The following is a 15,894-nucleotide window of genomic DNA, read 5'->3' as shown; positions in this document are numbered from 1 at the left end:
GGTTAGCGATCGGTTCCCCGAGGGGCGGTACTCGAAGAGCCGAGATACCTGGCGATGGGGAGAACATGGGCGCCGATGACCAGCGGTCTGTCCGTTGAGGTGATGGTTTCGAGCCTCAGCTTTCCACCGTCGAAGTCGGCCTTGTTGGTGACGCCGTCGCCGGTCGGAACGAAGAACGGCCACAGGCCGGCAGCCGCCTTGGCCTTGATGGCCTGCTGGTCCTCGGGGGAGAACACGGCGTCCGAGGTGACCACACTCGTAACCCTTTCCACCGTGATCAGTGAGGCGATCGCCCGCTGGAGCCTCCCGGACTTCTCGCCGAACGCCATGTCCCAGCGCAGGCGGGGATTCGAGGCCCAGGGTGGACTCGTCTGCTTCGTGTATGCCAGGTGAAGTTGACTGGAATCGTACCAACGGGGGTCAGGATTGACCGTCCAGAGCGCATACGCACCGAGTTCGGCCTTGACCGTCACCGCACTCCGAGCGAATCTGGTGGTCGTTGTCTCGAGCTGATCGGCGCCGGTCCACAGGCCCGAGAAGTCTTTGTTCACCCCTCTGGTCCAAGTGCCGGAAACATCCCCGCTCGTTGTCGTGCTGTCGAAGGAGATCATCGCGGATGAGGAGTTCTTGAGCACGCTCAGCAACTCCCTGATGCCGCCCAGATACTCGACGGGTTTCGGGTGAGGTCCCTGGTACGAGCGGAGAAGCCTCTGCAGGGTCCTCAGGCGTACGATGTCCCGCAGCGCGGAAACGCCCTCGTTGGCGATATCCGGGTGGTGTGTCATGGCCCAGGCGTAGAAGACATCGGGCAGCCTCTCCTCGTCCGGCCGGGGCGTCAATCCTCCGACGTATGCGAGCCATTCCTGATGGACGCCCGAGCCGATCGCGGCCACGAAAGTGCTCTCCGGGACGGACAGTGCCTGAATCACGGTGGTGTACTCGTCGAAGAAGGACGTGCTCTCCACCAGCTGCCGGTTGAACGTGAGAGACGCGGGCGGAACGATGTTCTCCCGGGCCCACAGCGCGGTGTCGGACAGTTCCACCGGGGGCGCGGGCTGGATGAGCTGGGTGGTCGAGGGGGAAGCGGACAAGCTCTTCAGCACGGCGTTGTACCAGCGGTTCTGGAGATCGGCCATCGGGTTGGGTGGCGGCGGCACGGCTGGCATGGCGCTGACCTTCCGTCGGATTCCTCTGGGCATTCCTGAACGGCCAGAGAGCCGGCGGTCGGCCGCCGGCTCACTGGCCTGCCCCGGCCATCGGCGTCGACGCCGACCCGGGTGCTACCGCTCGCGCGCTGCCGACGTATAGCCGAGGAAACGGCCGATCGGCAGGACGTTGACCCCGATCAGCACCGGAACGCCCGGAGAGGACGTGGTGGTGATCGTGGTCCCGCCTGATTCGCTGAACTGTGTGGTCGTTTTGATTCCGTACTCTCCGCTGCCGTTGTAGAACGGCCAGAGCCCCAAGCCCGCGTTCCCCCGGATGATTTGCTGGTCCTGATTTCCGAATAATGTCCTGGCCGTCACACTGATTTCCATGGTGTCGGCCACCAGCAGATTGATCGCGACCCGCTGGATATTCCCTGATGCTCCGAACGTGTTGTCCCATGTGATCGCGCTGCCGCTACGCCACGGCGGGTCGCCCTTCTTGGTGTAGGCGGTACCGAGGGCGGACGAGCTGTACCAAGCTCCCGCGTTGGTCTGGAAGCTCAGCAGGTGCCCGAAGGAGGCTCTGACGGTGAGCTCGCTCTGCGAGAAGTGCTCACTCAGACGCTCGGTGCTCTCGCTGCTTCTCCACAGGCCGAACAGCACGGAGCGCCGCCCGGAGCTCCACGTTCTGCTCACGTCCGAGCTCGTGCTGGTGCTGCGCATCTCGAAAGCCCGCCGGGGCGCTTGCGAGAGGTCCTGCACCAGGGCGTCGTAGCCCCGGACCCAGTCCGGTGGTGCGGGCGGTCTCTGCATGTAGGGCATCAGGGACTGCTGCGCGCCGCCGATCGGGTCGAGGATGATCGCCGCGTACGCCGACGCTCCCTGCTGCGCGACGTCGGGCGCGTACACCATCGCCCAGTTGAAGAATATGTCAGGGAACTGGTTCGCCGGGGGTATCGGCCTCAGTGATTGCAGGTATCTCACGAAGTTCTCGAAGTTCTCCTGGCCGATTTCCTGCTTGATGTCGACCTTGGTCGCCGGCCTCAGCGCGGACAGGACCCCCTTGTAGTCGGAGAAGAGTTGGTTTCCGCCGCTCTGCGTGTAGTTCTGGTCCAGTGAGAACGGCGGGATGTTGTTGAGGAAGGACCAGAGGAATCTGTCCCCGCTCTCCGGGGTGATAGGGGCAGCCGGCTGGAGGATCTGGAAGGTGTGACTCGACTGGCCCAGCCCTTCGATCAGCGCGTTGTAGAGCTGGTTCTGAACCGTGATGAACGGCATGGGGCAACTCCCTTTCATGGACGCCGGACGGGCCGAGGGATGAAGAGTTCCTTTTGCTGGCCGTGATCGGTTCTTTGCCGCCGCGATAATCGGCTCGGACATGATGCTCGTGCGCGTGACGGATAACAACCATTGTTTTTCAGGATCAGTGCATACTGGCCATGACCGCTTCATATTGTTTGATACCGCAACCAGTTGGTCTCCCCAGATGATCGCGTTGATGGCGGTGCGGGCGGCGGCGATCTCGTCGACGCCGACGCCGGACCAGCGCATGGAGGCGGGGGCGATGCCGCGCTCGCGGAAGGGGTGGTCGCGGTCGACGCGGCCATCGTGGGCGCGCACCAGCACGCGGCCGGGGCCCGTAAAAAAGGGGGGCCCCGGCCGGTGAGCCCGGCGGCCATGCCCCGGGCGGTCACGCGGCGGGCTGACGACCAGGATCCACCTGGCCGCCGACGGCCGCTGCCACCCGCCGTGTTTCATCCTCACGCCCGGCCAGACCGGCGACGCACCCGCCTTCGAGCACGTCATGGCCCCGATCCGGGTACCCCGACTCCTCGGTAGACCCCGCATCAGACCGGATGCGGTCCTGGCCGGCGAGGCGTACTCATCCCGCGCCATCCGCGAACACCTACGACGGCGCGGAACCCGGGCCGTGATCCCCGTTCCCACCGACCAGCAGGCACATCGCAAGCGACGCGGTCTGTTCCGTCTGGTCAGGGGCTGGTGGGGGCCAGGGTCCAGGTTCCGTTGTGGTGGTTGAGTCCGAGGTTGATCAGTCGGCGGAGGTTGAGGGCGGCGGCCCGGTGGTGGATCCAGCGTTCACCTTTGGTGGTGCCGTGGCAGGGCAGTCGGCGGTCGCCTCGAAGGTCCGGTCCGGTTTCCGGGAGCGGGTCGGGCGGCGCCGGAAGTACGCCAGCAGGGAAGGATCGAATGCCCGGTCGTTCAGCCCCAGCCCGCGCGCGGCTTTCCACCATAGATCGCACCGCAGGTGCCGGACCGTCTCGACATCCGGCAAGCCGTGCAGCACCTGGAGCACGACCACACAGGCCGGCTCGCCCGGCGGCACCGACGGATGCCCGTCCGGCGACGGGTGCATATCCGCGAACATCGCCTCCGGGAAAACCGCCTCCCGGTGCTCGGCCAGGAACGCGAACACGCTCCCGGGCATGGATCAACTCCCGGCATGTGGCCCCTACATCAGGCCCCACCGGACGACTGCACGGTCGCCCCGTCAACGGGGATAATGTCCCCGACCGGTGCACGATCACCGTTTCGGCCCCTGCGATCTGCCGCCGCGCCCGGCGCGCGAGGAGGCGGACACCCACTGCCGGCGGGAGCATCCCAGCGTGCCGCTGTTCGGCCACACCGGTTACTCGGCTGCGGGGTGCGCGGCTGCGTAGAGGAGCGCCAGGAAGAGGCCAGGGCCGGCAACCGCAGGTCCCGCTGCACCGGCCGACGTCAGGCCCGGCGTCTTGCCGCCGGGGCGCACGACGGCTGAGCCACGTGCTTGAGCCCCGCGGCCGTCACCGTGGGGCCCGAGCGCCGCTCAATTTTTGGTGAACTTCGCGGACCGGAAGTGGATGTCGTCCGACTGCCTGGGGCTGTTCGGGTCAAGGCTCACGCTGGCGCCCTTACAGTCGAGTTCCGCGTACAGGGCGGCCTGGGCGTCAGTGCCGTTCTGCGGGGCGAAGGCGAACACCCCTTCATCGCTGTGGATATGCGCGATCTCAGGGACGTTCAGACATTCGTTGAGGCGCGGATTGGGCATACCTCCCGTCTCCGCCGCTTCGCCGTTCCCTTCCGGGTAGTAGTTATAGGCGAGCGTGCCCCTGGCATTCGCATACGCGGGGCCGGAGACCGAGAAGACCAGGGCGAGAGCACTCGCGAGGGTGACCAGGGTGGTACGCAGGCGCATGGATGTCCCTTCGGCGGGGTGGGTCCGGGCCGGACCGCCTCCCATGGTGACGGCGCGCGCGCCGGGAACGCACCGATCGCACTGTTCACGGAGCGCATTCCACTCCCGGGAGTGAACTCACCTGCCCGAGAAGGCGGTTGAGGACGCACCCCTGGTCGCACCGAGCCGATCGCGCGCGCCTCGGCTTCACCCTCGCGGGGCATGACCGGCAGTCCTCTCGTGTGGTTACCTTCCCGAAGCGACCGGACTCAGATAATCCGGTTCACCTGTTTTCGGCCTTGCCCCACTCAGTGAGGACATTCATGACCGACAGCATCCGTCCCCGTCTCGCCGTCGCCCTGAGCTCTCTGGTCCTGGCCGCCGGAGGGGTCGTCATCGCCGCACCGGCCGCCCACGCCGACGGCGTGGACTGCGCCAACAACATCGCGAGCGCGGATCCGTCCCGCAGCAGCGTCGACCTGAACGTCTTCTGCGGGCTCGGCGAACTTCCGGGGGTGGGCACCAAGGTGTGCAACATCGGGCTCACCCAGGTCTCCAAGGTCAGCGCGGGGAGGGCGGACGGAGCCTGCTCCCAGGCGTCCCAGACCTGACGCCCACGGGCGTACGCGAGACCGGTGGTGCCCGTCGCCGAGCGCGAGGCGGCGGACACCACCGGCCGGTCGGGGGCCGGGGCCCCCGTAGCAAGCGGTCCGCATGATCTCTCGCATGTCATCGAGCATCAGGTGGGTGTTCCCGATCCTCGGTCCGAGGGTGGGAAGGCGGCCTGATCCGGGCCCGTGTCCGAGGACGCGGAGCCGGCCGAGGAGAGGGTCTGCCGGGCGTGTGGTGAGCGGCTCCGGCCGAGGAATCCGGCGCCAGTCAACGCCTGACCGCCCACCGCACTCAGCCTTTTCCTCCGCATCGCCATCGACGATGCGGAGGAAAAGGCTGCTTCGTCAGCCAACCGGAATGCCGTCGGCGTCGCCGATGGGGCTGCCGTCGTACGACCCGCCCTCGCACACCAGCACAGGCTCGTAGTCGTCCCCGATCGTGACGTCGAGCGTTCCGCCCCCGCTGAAGCACTGCTCGGTGGACACCGGTGGGAGATCAGCGGCCCTGGCGTCTCCCGCGCCGAGCGTTCCGGCGAGCACCATGGCGGAAGCCGCGGCGCCGAGGGCGTAGCGCGTACGTATGCGCATGAGGGGCTCCTCACACTCGTTGCCTGTCCTCCGGACAGCGGACACGGCGGCATGCCCACGATGACGGCGAAGAGGCCGCACAGCCAGCGGCACTAGGCCGTTCGGGGGAGAGGCAGGGCATCCCTCATCGCCGGGCCGCAGGACGCCGAGGTCACGGCGCATCCGAGCCTGGTCGGCGATGACGTGTGCGTCCTTGGCGTCCGTCTTGCCCAGGCCCCGGTAGGCAGCGGAGGCGTGGTGCACGGCCAGGCCGGGAAGGTAGACCTACGGCTGCTCGTGGTCGAGCGGCAGGCCGATGACCAGGGCGGCGCCGCCGCGGTTGATGTCCACCGCCCACAGCACGTCCTCGGAGAAGGGCCAGGACGTCGCCGATCAGCTCCAGGAGCTGCGTTTCGTCGTTCAGGACCCGCCGCGGCAGAAGGCGTTCTCCTGCCGCGGCGATCACCACGCGGTGGTGGTGTTCCTTGACCGGCCCGGACCCGCCCCTGAAACGTAGAACACGTTGTCAGCGTGCGCAGGCCGGCCGGACGTTCCGGCCCTCGAAGGCGTTCAGGGCCTGTCGCGGCAACGCGCCGATGAAAACAATCCCGTCGATGCCCATCGCGCGGAAGGAGGGCTCGATGTCGACCGCTTCCCGCAGCCGTCCCACCGCGGCGGCGCGGGGCGCCCTCGGGTTCGGCCCGGCCTGAAGCCCCTTTTCCCTGGCGCCGGCGGTGTGCTGGTGGGCCCGGCAGACGGTGGAGTCCACCGACACGGTCCAGCCGATGTCGTCAGCGCCGTCGGCCGCTGCCAGGACCGCGGCGAGGATGCGTTCCCAGGTGCCGTCCACGGCCACGGCCCGCCTGATCAGCCGTTTGTGAGCGGTCTGGAACGATCCCGCCAGGGCGAGCAGGTGCGGTACTTCCACGCAACGGCTGCCCAGGTTCGGCGGTGGTCGGCCCATCGCCGACCGCGGATCGGATCGGCCGTTCACCGGGTCATGCGTGGAGGATGTCGGCCGGGTTCGGCGGCCGGGCCCCTGGCGGCTCTCAGTGGGCGGGAGCGGGCGAAGTCGCAGTGGATCGTTCAGGGTTTCGCCCATCGCTTCGGTGCCGCGATCCGGCTGCCGGCTCCGTGCCGTGAGTTCGATGGGCGTCGTCTTTCTCGCGGGGGAGCCTCCCAGGTGGCCGTGATGTCGCGGGCGACATCGCGTAGGAGGTCGATGAGCATGTCCGCGAGTGGTGTGAGGCTGGCGTCCGTTCTGGTCACGGCGTAGAGATGGCGGTAGGGCCTGGGGTGGGCCAGTTCGCGATGGGTGGTGCCGGGCGCACGGGCCAGGGCCAGACGCGAGACCAGGGCCACCGCGCTGCCTGTGCCGACGAGGGCCTGGGCGACATCGTAGGACTCGGTCTCGAACCGCACGGTGGGAGTGAAGCCGGCCTCGCGGGCGGCGTCGTGGAACTGTTCGCGGGCGGCATGGCCGGCCAGGATGGAGACCCACGATTCGTCGCGCAGTTGCTCCAGGTGAAGTTCGGTGTCCGCGGGCTGCCCGGTGGCCAGTGGATGGTCGTCGGGGAGCACCACGACCATCGGGTCCAGCAGGAGCGAGTGGGCCCGTATGTGTGGGGGCGGCACGAGCGGCGTGCCCCAGGACGCGACGATGACCATGTCCAGGCGCCCCGCGCCGATCTCCTCCACTCCGCGTCCGGACACCACGTCCACGACCGAGACGTCGGCGTCCGGATGGCGGTGGCGCAGCGCCGTCAGAGCGGGTGGCAGCAGGTGCAGGGCGGCTGCCTGGAACGTTCCGATCCGCAGCCGTAGGGAGAGGTGGCCGAGGAGTGCGGCCAGTTCCGCCTCGGCCTTGTCCGAGGCCTCCTCCACGGTCCGGCCGTGGGCGGCCAGCAGCGCGCCGGCCGCGGTGAGCGTCGCCCCGCGAGGACCACGGACGACCAGTGGCACCTGCCAGTCGCGCTCGGCCTTGACCACCTGCTGGGTGACCGCCGCGGGCGTGAGCTGGAGGGCGCGAGCCGCCGCTGTCAGGGAGCCGTGCCGCTCGATCAGCGCGAGAAGGCGGAGCTGTCCCGGGTCCGTCACCATTCACTGATCTTAATGCTGCACCCTTCTCTTTTAACTTCTCTTAGGGGCGCGGGGCAGGAAGCCTGGTGGTGCACCCATCAGCCGCAATCCCCGGAAGGGGTTCCTTTCCCATGCCCACGCATGTGCCCGTTTTCCTCGCCACCACCTTGCTGCTGGCGATGCTGCCAGGCGCGAGTCAAGCCCTGTTGATCCGGCAGGTTCTGGAAGGCGGCCGACGCACGGTCCGGGGCACGCTCGCGGGCAACGCCACCGGCTTCCTGCTGTGGTCCACGGCCGCCGCGGCCGGGCTGTCCGCCGTCCTGCTGGCCAGCCCCACCGCGTACGCGGCGCTCCGGATCGCAGGCGGCATCGTGCTGATGTTCCTCGGAGTGAAGACGCTACGGACCGCGCTCACCGCCGCCTCCACCCGTCCGCCCCACGAGGGCGGGCGCCGCACCGGTTTCGCGGGCGGATACCTCACCGGCCTGAGCACCAACCTCGGCAACCCGAAGGCCGGCGTGTTCGCCGTCTCGGTACTGCCCCAGTTCGTGACGGCGAAGGGCCCGGTGTTCCTGTCGACCGTCGCCCTGGGAGCCCTGTGGGCGCTCGTCAGCGCCTCCTGGTACATGTTGTTCACCTGGGCCGTCGGCCGGGGACGCGCCTTGATCTCACGGCCGGCGGTCCTGCGGGGGCTCAGTATGACGACCGGTGTCGTCCTGCTGGGGCTGGGCGCCACGGTGGCAGCAGGTGTCTGAGGGCCGGGCCGCTACTCCTTCCAGTGCCCGGCGGCCGGTCAGCACCCGCAGTCGTCGGCTCCCACCGGCGCGGTCAGCGGGTCGGCCGGGAGCCGCCGGGTGCCCTCCCAGGTCTCGACGTCATAGCCCTCACGGATCCAGTACTCGATGCCGCCGAGCATCTCCTTGACGCGGTAGCCGAGGCGCGCGAGGGCGAGCGCCGCGCGGGTGGCGCCGTCGCAGCCGGGACCCCAGCAGTACACGACGACCGGGACGGCCGGGTCGAGGAGCCGGGGCGCGTCCCCGGGGATCCGGGCGGTCGGCAGGTGGAGCGCGCCGGGGACGTGGCCCTGGTCCCAGGACGCGGTGGAGCGGCTGTCCACGACGACGAAGTCCGCGGCACCGCCGGTGAGTGCTTTACGGACATCGGCGACATCGGTGTGGAAGGCGAGCCGGGCGGCGAAGTAGGCCGCGGCCTCGGCGGGCGGTGCGGCGGGGACGGCCATGACGCTGCTGGTCAGAGGCGTTCCGGGAAGATCGTGGGGCGCGGTGGCGGTGTTCATGGCGGCAAATCTACGGACCCGCCGACGGGCCGTGAACATGTGATCCCCGGCAAAACCCTTGTTCAACCGGTGATTTCACTGCTAGACATCGCACATGACCGGCTATTCCCCTGACGCCACCGACTGGCGCATTCTCGACGCCCTCCAGGCCAACGGCCGCGCGGGCTTCGCCGAGTTGGCGCGCACCGTCAACATGTCCCCCAGTGCCGTGACCGAGCGGGTCCGGCGGCTGGAGGAGGCGGGCGTCATCGGCGGTTACACCGCCGTCGTCGACCCCGAGAAGCTGGGCATGCCGGTGCTCGCGTTCGTCCGCCTCCGCTATCCGAACGGCAACTACAAGCCGTTCCACGATCTCGTGGAGACGACGCCGGAGATCCTGGAGGCGCATCACGTCACGGGGGACGACTGCTTCGTGATCAAGGTGGCGGCGCGGTCGATGCGGCATCTGGAGGAGGTGGCGGGGCGGATCGGGGGGCTGGGGTCGGTGACGACGAGCGTGGTGTATTCGTCACCGCTGCCACGGCGTGCGCTGGGCCGCTGACGCTCGCCGCTGCGCGGGGCCCTGTCCCCACCCCGCCCCTTCCCGTAACCGGGGCTCCGCCCCGGACCCCGGTCCTCAAGCGCCGGACGGGCTGAAAACCAGCCCGTCCGGCGCTTGAGGACATTCGGGAAGGGGCGGGGCTGGGGAAAACGCCCCGCGCCGCGGCACCCCTACCCCGCACCCGCCGTACGGTGCCGCACCTCCGACCCCGACCGTCCCTTCACCACCTGCAACTGCGCCGGAACCCGCTGCCGGAGATCCGCCACATGGCTCACGATCCCCACCGTCCGGTCCCGCTCGCGCAACGCGTCCAGCACGTCCAGCACCTCGTCCAGCGTCTGCGCGTCGAGGCTGCCGAACCCCTCGTCGATGAAGAGGGTGTCCAGCCGCACCCCGCCCGCCTCCTCCGTGACGACGTCGGCGAGGCCGAGCGCGAGGGCGAGGGAGGCGAAGAACGTCTCGCCGCCGGAGAGCGTCGCGGTGTCGCGCTCGCTGCCGGTCCAGGCGTCGATGACGTGCAGGCCGAGGCCCGAACGGCGGGAGCCGGCGCGGGCGTCGGAGTGGACCAGGGTGTAGCGGCCGGAGGACATGCGCCGCAGGCGGCTGGTGGCGGCGGCCGCGACCTGTTCCAGGCGGGCGGCGAGGACGTAGGACTCCAGGCGCATCTTCCGCTCGTTGAGGGCGGACGTGCCGGCGGCGAGCCCCGCGAGGCCGGCCACCCGGTGGTGCTCCTCGCGCAGCGGCGCCAGCCGGCGGGCGTCGGTGACGGCCTGGGCGGAGAGCCGGTCGAGCTCCTCGCAGCGGGTGCGGGCGGCGGACTCCGCGGCGGACGCCTCGCGCAGCCGCCGGGTGGCGGCCGCCAGCAGGCCGTCGGCGGCGGCCGGGTCGGCGGGCGGCAGGGCCGCGGCGGCCGCGACCCCGGGGTCGGCGAGCTCGGCGGCGGCCCCGGCCGCCTCGCTCCGCCACCGGTCGAGACGGTCCTGGAGCTCGCGCTGGGCACCGGCGGGGAGCAGGGCCTCCGCCGCGAGCGAGGGGTTGTCGAAGCCGGCCCGCAGGGCGGTGTCGTCGAGCCGCGCGGCCGCCTTCTCCAGGTCGTCGGCGGCCGTGGCCGCGGTCCGTACGGCGTCGAGGGCGGCGCCGAGAGCGGCCAGCTCCCGCTCCAGGAGCGCGGCGCGGCGGGCGACGGTCTCCTCGCCGCCCCGCGCCAGGGCGAGCTCCTCCTCCAGCGCGCGCAGTTCGGCGTCGAGGTGTTCCCGGTGGGCGGTGCGGGCGGTGATCCGCAGCTGGGCGGCCTGCCGGGCCTCGACGCGCAGGTCGTGCTCGCGCTCGGCCCGCTCCAGGGCCTCACGGGCGGCGTGCGCGTCCCCACCGGCCTCCCGGGCCTCGGCGAACGCGCGGCGGGTGGTGTCGAGGAGGGCCGCGAGGGCCTCGGCGGTGTCCGGGCCCGCCTCGGCGGCGGCCCGTTCCAGGGCGTCGCGCAGCGCCCGGAGCTCGCCTTCCGCGTGCTCGCGTGCGGTGTCCGCCTTCTGGGCGGCGTCCAGCGCCCGCTCCTCCTCGGCCCGGTCGACGTGCCCGGCGGCGGCGCGGGCGGGGGCCGGGTGCTCGGTGGCGCCGCATACCTTGCAGGGCTCGCCGGGCCCGAGGCCGGCGGCCAGCTCGGCGGCTATGCCGAGCAGGCGGCGCTCCTTGAGGTCGAGCCACCGCTCCCGGGCGCGCGCGGCGCGCTCCCGGGCATTCAGCAGCCCGGCCTCGGCCGTGCCGACGGCTCCGGCGAGGCGGTCGCGCTCGCGGGCGGCCTCCAGCCGACGCCGGGCGGGGGCGATCTCGCCTTCGAGGCGGGCGGCGCGGGTGGCCGCCTCGCGCGCGTCCTCGACGCGCCGTTCGTGGGCGGCGCGCAGGGTCTCCCAGCCGGCGAGCCAGTCGGCGGCGTCGGCGAGGGTGTCCTCGTCGGCGAGGGCGTCGCGGTCCAGTCCGGCCCGTTCGGCGGCGAGGGCGGCGGCCCGCTGTTCGGCGCGGCGGGCCGCGGACAGCGAGCCGAGGTCCTCACGGAGCCCGTGCTCCAGGGCGGCGAGCCGCTCCCCGGTGGCGTCGCGGTGGGCGTCGGGGAGCCGTTCGCGGGCGGCGCGCTCGGCGGCGGCGGCCGCGCGGTGGGCGCGCCCGGCCTCGTCGTACAGCTCCAGGGCGGGGCCCACGGGCGCGGCGGCGCGGGCCCGCTCCAGGCGGGCGCCGGTCGCGCGGTGCTCGTCGCGCCGGGCGTCGAGCGCGGCGGCGCGCTCCCGGGCCTCGGCGTGCCGGTGCTGGAGCCCGGCCAGCTCGCGGGCGGCGTCGGCCTGCCCCTGGGCCGCGCGATGCGCCTCCTCGGCGGTGCGGACGGCCAGGGCGGCGATGTCGCGCCGCTCGCGCGCGCCCGTACGGGCCAGGGCGGCCCACTCCAGGACGGCGTCGGCCAGGCCGGCGTCGCCGGGGGCCAGGGGCTGCGGGTCCTTGCGGGCGGCGGCCGTGCGCGGGGCGCGCTGTGCCGGGAGGGCCGCGGGGGCGCCGGGGGCGGTGCCCGGGGCGGCCGTGCCCGGCTCGGGCAGCGTGGGGTCGCCGGCGGCCTGGTGCATCCGGTGGGCGAGGGCGAGGAGCCGCTCGTCGCCGGTGCGGACCTGCTGCTCGGCGGCGCGGCGCAGCTCGGCGAGGCGCTCCTCGACGGCGGCGAAGCGGCTGGTGTCGAAGAGCTTGCCGAGAAGCTTGCCGCGTGCGGTGTCCTCGGCGCGCAGGAAGCGGGCGAAGTCGCCCTGCGGCAGCAGGACGACCTGGCAGAACTGCTCCCGGCTCATACCGAGCAGCTGGCCGATCTCCTCGCCGATCTCCTGGTGGGATCGGCTGAGGCCCTGCCAGGGGCCGCCGTCGGTCCGCTCGCGCAGGGTGCTGGCGGCCTTCTCGCGGGTGGAGCCGGTGCCCCGCTTCTTGGGGCGGAGCTGCTCCGGCCGCCGGGTGATCTCCAGACGGCGCCCGCCGACGGTGAGGTCGAGGACGACCTCGGTGGGCGTGCCGGGGTCCGCGTGGTCGCTGCGCAGGGTGAGGCCGCTGCCCTGGCGGGCGCCGGGCACGCCGCCGTAGAGGGCGTAGCAGACGGCGTCGAGGACGGAGGTCTTGCCCGCGCCCGTGGGGCCGTGCAGCAGGAACAGGCCGGCCGCCGACAGCTCGTCGAAGTCGATGTGCTGGGTGCCGCCGAAGGGCCCGAAGGCGGTGACCGTGAGCTTGTGGAGCTTCACCGGGCGGCCTCGCGGGCGGTGTCGTCCAGCCGTACGGCGTCGAGTGCGGCGGTGAGCACGGCGCGCTCCTCCTCATCGGGGCCACGCCCGGCGCGCACATGGGCCACGAAGTCCTCCGCGATCTGCTGGTCGCTGCGGTTCCGGAGCCGCTGGGCGTAGGAGGCGAGCGGGTCCTCCGGTGCCCGGTCGGGCTCCAGGGCGAGGCTCACGACGTGCGGGAAGCGGGCGGCGAGCCGGGCCATGGGCTCGTCGGGGCGGTGCGGGTCGGTGAGGGTGGCCTCGACCCAGGCGTCCTCGTGGCGGTCGAGCGCGGGGTCGCGGAGCAGGTCGTCGAGGCGGCCGCGGATCCGGGCGAGGCGCCGGGGCACCGGGCAGTCGAGGCGTTCGCCGGTCACGTCGCCCCGGGCGTCGAGGTCGATCAGCCACATGGTCTTGCGGTGGTCGGCCTCGGAGAAGGAGTACGCGAGCGGGGAGCCGGAGTAGCGGACGCGCTCGGTGAGCGTCTGGCAGCCGTGCAGATGGCCGAGGGCGGTGTAGTCGACGCCGGCGAAGACCTCGGCGGGTACGGAGGCTACGCCGCCGACGGTGATGTCGCGCTCGCTGTCGCTGGTGGCGCCGCCGGCGACGAAGGCGTGCGCGAGGACCACGGACCGGGTGCCCGCGGGCCTGGCGGCGAGGTCGGTGCGGACCCGCTCCATGGCGGCCTCCAGTACGGCCGTGTGGCCGCCGCGGCGGGCGCCGAGTTCCTCGCGGACGAGGGCGGGCTCCAGGTAGGGCAGCCCGTAGAAGGCGACGTCGCCGTGGGCGTCGGCGAGCAGCACGGGGGTGCCGATGCCGGCCGGGTCGGTGCGGAGGTGGATCCCGGCCCGCTCGATGAGTCCGGCGCCGACGCCGAGGCGACGCGGCGAGTCGTGGTTGCCGGAGATCATCACGGTGGGCACGCCGAGGTCCGCGAGCCGGTGCAGGGCGTCGTCGAAGAGCTCGACGGCGGCGAGCGGCGGTACGGCCCGGTCGTAGACGTCCCCGGCGACGAGGACGGCGTCGACCTCGTGCTCGCGGACGGTGGCGACGAGGTGCTCGACGAAGTCGCGCTGGGCACGGAGGAGGCTGATCCGGTGGAAGGAGCGGCCCAGGTGCCAGTCGGACGTGTGCAGGATTCTCACGAGGGGGCTCCGCCCTGCATGCTGCTCCGCTCCTCAAGTGTTCCGGGTCGACACCGACCCTGCACGGTACTCGATGGGAGTGACGGAGGAGGCCGGAAGCGGGCGGAAGGGCGCTGCCGGCCCGCTCCTCGGAACGCCGGCCCTCGACCTCCCCCGGCCGCGTATTCGGCTGTCGCCGGGGGCGCCCCGCGTGGGCCGGGTGAGCCGGGTCCCGGCCCACCCGGCGTTCGGGACCACCGCGCGGGGCACGGAAGGCGCCCCGGGGGGACGCCGGGGACGCCCGGGGGGGGACGCCGGGGACGCCCGGGGGGACGTCCGGGATCGGCGAAGGGCGCGGAAGGCGGCAGCGCACGCCCCGGCCGGGCGGGAACGTAGCCGGGCGGGAACGCAGCTGCGGCGCCTACCGGGTCCGGGAGCCGAACCGAGCCCACCCCGGCCGGGCGGAAACCCACGTGTCGCGCTCACCAGGCCCGGGCCCCGGACCGGCCTCCCCGGCCGGACGGAAACCCACGCGCCGCGCCCACCGGCCCCGGGCGCCGCACCGGTCTCGCCCCGGCCCAGCCCGGCCCGCACCGGGCCGCACCGCCCCGGCCTGCCCCGGCCTGCCCCGGCCTGCCCCGGCCTGCCCCGGCCTGCCCCGGCCTGCCCCGGCCTGCCCCGGCCTGCCCCGGCAGCAACCTACGGCGCTACTTCAGCGCCGACCGCTTCTGCCACTGGTCCCACGTCTCCATCCAGACCGACAGCCCGTTGCCCGGGTCCGTCACCTTCGTGCTGGTCGTGTTCTTGACCTCGACCGTGGAGCCGATCGGCAGGAAGTCGTAGACCTTCTTCGCGTCGGAGGTGGTCATGCCGAAGCAGCCGTGGCTGTTGTTCTCGACGCCGATCGACTGGTTCCAGGGTGCGGAGTGCAGGAAGGTGCCGGAGGCGGTGAGGTGGGTGACCCACTTCGATTCGAGCATCCACTCGTTGCCGTGGCCGATGGTGGAGGAGTCCATGGTCTCGTCGGCGTTCTTGCTGCGGACCGTGTGGATGCCGCCTCGGGTGGGGTCGACGGGGGAGCCCGCGGAGCCCTTGATGGTGCCGACGGGCTTGCCGTCCTCCAGCATCGTCAGGGTGTGGGAGGGGACGTCGATGACGGCCTTGTGGTCGGCGCCTATGGTGAAGCCGAAGTCGTAGTTCTTCGCGAACCAGCCGCCCTCGCCGGAGTTCACACCGGACAGCAGGCCCTTCACCTTCACCTTGGTCCCGGAGGGCCAGGTGTCCTTGGGCCGCCAGTCGATGCGGTCCAGGCCCGACCAGTCCTTGACCCAGCCCCAGGCACCCTCCACCTTCGGCGTGGAGGTGACCGTCAGGGACTTCTCTATGTCGGCGCGCTTGCTCTTGTCGACCGGGTGGTCGAAGAGGATCGAGACCGGCATGCCCGTGCCGACGGTCTGGCCGTTGGCCGGAGCGTTCGTCAGCTTGTTGACGCTCGGCGCCTGCTGCGTGGTGAAGGTGGCGGTCGAGGAGGTCTCCTTGCCCTTGCCGTTCTTGCCGCCCTTGGCGGTGGCGCGCACGGTGTAGGTGGTCTTCGGGCCGGCCTTGCCGTCGGACGTCCAGGTCGCGCCGTCCTCGGCCACCTTGCCGGTGACCTCGTTGCCCTTGTCGTCCTTGGCCTCCACCTTGGTTATCCGGCCGCCGTCGGCCTTCACCGTGATCGGGGTGCCGAGCGCGACGTCGGTGCCACTGCCCGGGGTGACGGTCAGTTTGGCCTCGGCCTTGGCGTCGCCGGAGTCACCCCCCGAGCCGCCCGAGCAGGCGGAGAGCGCCAGGGAACCGAGGAGAGCGGTTGCCATCAGGGCGGAGCGACGACCCGATACGACGTGCACGTGAGTCGGCCTTTCTACGGCTGCGGTGCGGCGGACCCCGGCCTCGGTGCCCGCCCTGCGCGACGGGCTTTCCCGTCACGTCACTACAGATGACCTGCACGCTTGTACGGTTGCACGGAAATAGAAACATTTGTGCGCACCCTTTCTTTACGTCAGGTCTACGTCAGGCCGGTGTCAGCGGGCACCGC

Annotated in this window: 13 protein-coding genes and 3 pseudogenes; 4 read left to right on the top strand and 12 right to left on the bottom strand. The window is 71.7% G+C overall.

The annotated features are described in order from the left end of the window. Positions 1 to 2: 2 nt before the first annotated feature. Both LUZ64_RS29960 and LUZ64_RS29955 read right to left on the bottom strand, forming a co-directional pair. Positions 3 to 1,166, bottom strand: coding sequence for a hypothetical protein (locus LUZ64_RS29960; RefSeq protein ID WP_095580885.1), 1,164 nt, complete (start codon positions 1,164 to 1,166; stop codon positions 3 to 5). Between the two features lie 114 nt (positions 1,167 to 1,280). Next, positions 1,281 to 2,774 carry a hypothetical protein gene (locus LUZ64_RS29955; RefSeq protein WP_143593082.1) on the bottom strand — a complete coding sequence of 498 codons (1,494 nt, stop codon included), beginning with the start codon at positions 2,772 to 2,774 and terminating at the stop codon, positions 1,281 to 1,283. Here LUZ64_RS29955 and LUZ64_RS29950 point away from each other — a divergent pair. Further along, positions 2,727 to 3,126 (top strand): annotated as a pseudogene (locus tag LUZ64_RS29950) (transposase); the annotation flags it as partial. The gene LUZ64_RS29955 and the pseudogene LUZ64_RS29950 sit on opposite strands and share 48 nt — an antisense overlap. 72 nt (positions 3,127 to 3,198) lie before the next feature. Here the strand turns inward: LUZ64_RS29950 and LUZ64_RS29945 are convergent. Both LUZ64_RS29945 and LUZ64_RS29940 read right to left on the bottom strand, forming a co-directional pair. Then, positions 3,199 to 3,594 carry a transposase gene (locus tag LUZ64_RS29945; protein ID WP_107426597.1) on the bottom strand — a complete coding sequence of 132 codons (396 nt, stop codon included), beginning with the start codon at positions 3,592 to 3,594 and terminating at the stop codon, positions 3,199 to 3,201. Positions 3,595 to 3,972: 378 nt separating this feature from the next. Beyond that, on the bottom strand, positions 3,973 to 4,341 hold the full coding sequence (locus LUZ64_RS29940; protein WP_095580882.1) for a hypothetical protein: 369 nt from the start codon (positions 4,339 to 4,341) through the stop codon (positions 3,973 to 3,975). Between the two features lie 302 nt (positions 4,342 to 4,643). Here LUZ64_RS29940 and LUZ64_RS29935 point away from each other — a divergent pair, with 302 nt between their 5' ends. After that, positions 4,644 to 4,931 (top strand): hypothetical protein, encoded by a 288-nt coding sequence (locus tag LUZ64_RS29935; RefSeq protein WP_095580881.1) that lies wholly within the window; start codon positions 4,644 to 4,646, stop codon positions 4,929 to 4,931. Positions 4,932 to 5,276: 345 nt separating this feature from the next. Here LUZ64_RS29935 and LUZ64_RS29930 read toward each other — a convergent pair whose 3' ends face one another. From LUZ64_RS29930 to LUZ64_RS29915, 4 genes and pseudogenes are all read right to left on the bottom strand, one after another. Further along, on the bottom strand, positions 5,277 to 5,519 hold the full coding sequence (locus LUZ64_RS29930) for a hypothetical protein (RefSeq protein ID WP_170116713.1): 243 nt from the start codon (positions 5,517 to 5,519) through the stop codon (positions 5,277 to 5,279). Positions 5,520 to 5,642: 123 nt separating this feature from the next. Beyond that, a pseudogene (locus tag LUZ64_RS29925) lies at positions 5,643 to 5,967 on the bottom strand (IS110 family transposase); the annotation flags it as partial. A 147-nt stretch (positions 5,968 to 6,114) separates the two neighbouring features. After that, positions 6,115 to 6,485, bottom strand: a pseudogene (locus LUZ64_RS29920) (IS5/IS1182 family transposase); the annotation flags it as partial. 99 nt (positions 6,486 to 6,584) lie between these two features. Next, positions 6,585 to 7,598, bottom strand: a complete 1,014-nt coding sequence (locus LUZ64_RS29915; protein ID WP_095580880.1) for a LysR family transcriptional regulator — start codon at positions 7,596 to 7,598, stop codon at positions 6,585 to 6,587. Between the two features lie 110 nt (positions 7,599 to 7,708). On the opposite strand from LUZ64_RS29915, the gene LUZ64_RS29910 reads away from it, so the two are divergent. Then, the gene (locus tag LUZ64_RS29910; RefSeq protein ID WP_095580879.1) at positions 7,709 to 8,332 is read left to right on the top strand and encodes a LysE family translocator; all 624 of its coding nucleotides are present in this window, start codon (positions 7,709 to 7,711) and stop codon (positions 8,330 to 8,332) included. A gap of 38 nt (positions 8,333 to 8,370) precedes the next feature. Here the strand turns inward: LUZ64_RS29910 and LUZ64_RS29905 are convergent, their stop codons facing one another. Continuing rightward, positions 8,371 to 8,874 (bottom strand): rhodanese-like domain-containing protein, encoded by a 504-nt coding sequence (locus LUZ64_RS29905; protein ID WP_170116714.1) that lies wholly within the window; start codon positions 8,872 to 8,874, stop codon positions 8,371 to 8,373. A 94-nt stretch (positions 8,875 to 8,968) separates the two neighbouring features. Between LUZ64_RS29905 and LUZ64_RS29900 the strand changes: the two genes are divergently transcribed. Further along, positions 8,969 to 9,415, top strand: a complete 447-nt coding sequence (locus LUZ64_RS29900; protein ID WP_095580877.1) for an Lrp/AsnC family transcriptional regulator — start codon at positions 8,969 to 8,971, stop codon at positions 9,413 to 9,415. 170 nt (positions 9,416 to 9,585) lie between these two features. On the opposite strand, the gene LUZ64_RS29895 is transcribed toward LUZ64_RS29900, so the two are convergent. From LUZ64_RS29895 to LUZ64_RS29880, 3 genes are all read right to left on the bottom strand, one after another. Continuing rightward, positions 9,586 to 12,675 carry an AAA family ATPase gene (locus tag LUZ64_RS29895; protein ID WP_232390436.1) on the bottom strand — a complete coding sequence of 1,030 codons (3,090 nt, stop codon included), beginning with the start codon at positions 12,673 to 12,675 and terminating at the stop codon, positions 9,586 to 9,588. Then, entirely contained in the window at positions 12,672 to 13,838 is a 1,167-nt protein-coding gene (locus LUZ64_RS29890; RefSeq protein WP_095582085.1) for an exonuclease SbcCD subunit D, read from the bottom strand. Before LUZ64_RS29890 ends, LUZ64_RS29895 begins: the two co-directional genes overlap by 4 nt. A 686-nt stretch (positions 13,839 to 14,524) precedes the next feature. Then, a complete protein-coding gene (locus LUZ64_RS29880; RefSeq protein ID WP_095583195.1) occupies positions 14,525 to 15,673 on the bottom strand; it encodes a L,D-transpeptidase family protein in 1,149 nt (382 codons plus the stop codon). Positions 15,674 to 15,894: the final 221 nt, after the last annotated feature.

Origin of the sequence: Streptomyces albireticuli (assembly GCF_021228125.1) — a bacterium.
Lineage (GTDB): Bacteria > Actinomycetota > Actinomycetes > Streptomycetales > Streptomycetaceae > Streptomyces > Streptomyces albireticuli.
Note: the sequence above shows the minus strand (reverse complement) of the source record. Positions and strands in the feature narration are given on the sequence as shown.

What these genes read in the sequence shown, in the direction of transcription:
- LUZ64_RS29960 (WP_095580885.1), bottom strand. Translation starts at nt 1,166, where the DNA reads ATGCCAGCCGTGCCGCCGCCACCCAACCCGATGGCCGATCTCCAGAAC.
- LUZ64_RS29945 (WP_107426597.1), bottom strand. Translation starts at nt 3,594, where the DNA reads ATGCCCGGGAGCGTGTTCGCGTTCCTGGCCGAGCACCGGGAGGCGGTT.
- LUZ64_RS29940 (WP_095580882.1), bottom strand. Translation starts at nt 4,341, where the DNA reads ATGCGCCTGCGTACCACCCTGGTCACCCTCGCGAGTGCTCTCGCCCTG.
- LUZ64_RS29935 (WP_095580881.1), top strand. Translation starts at nt 4,644, where the DNA reads ATGACCGACAGCATCCGTCCCCGTCTCGCCGTCGCCCTGAGCTCTCTG.
- LUZ64_RS29930 (WP_170116713.1), bottom strand. Translation starts at nt 5,519, where the DNA reads ATGCGCATACGTACGCGCTACGCCCTCGGCGCCGCGGCTTCCGCCATG.
- LUZ64_RS29915 (WP_095580880.1), bottom strand. Translation starts at nt 7,598, where the DNA reads ATGGTGACGGACCCGGGACAGCTCCGCCTTCTCGCGCTGATCGAGCGG.
- LUZ64_RS29910 (WP_095580879.1), top strand. Translation starts at nt 7,709, where the DNA reads ATGCCCACGCATGTGCCCGTTTTCCTCGCCACCACCTTGCTGCTGGCG.
- LUZ64_RS29905 (WP_170116714.1), bottom strand. Translation starts at nt 8,874, where the DNA reads ATGAACACCGCCACCGCGCCCCACGATCTTCCCGGAACGCCTCTGACC.
- LUZ64_RS29900 (WP_095580877.1), top strand. Translation starts at nt 8,969, where the DNA reads ATGACCGGCTATTCCCCTGACGCCACCGACTGGCGCATTCTCGACGCC.
- LUZ64_RS29880 (WP_095583195.1), bottom strand. Translation starts at nt 15,673, where the DNA reads ATGGCAACCGCTCTCCTCGGTTCCCTGGCGCTCTCCGCCTGCTCGGGC.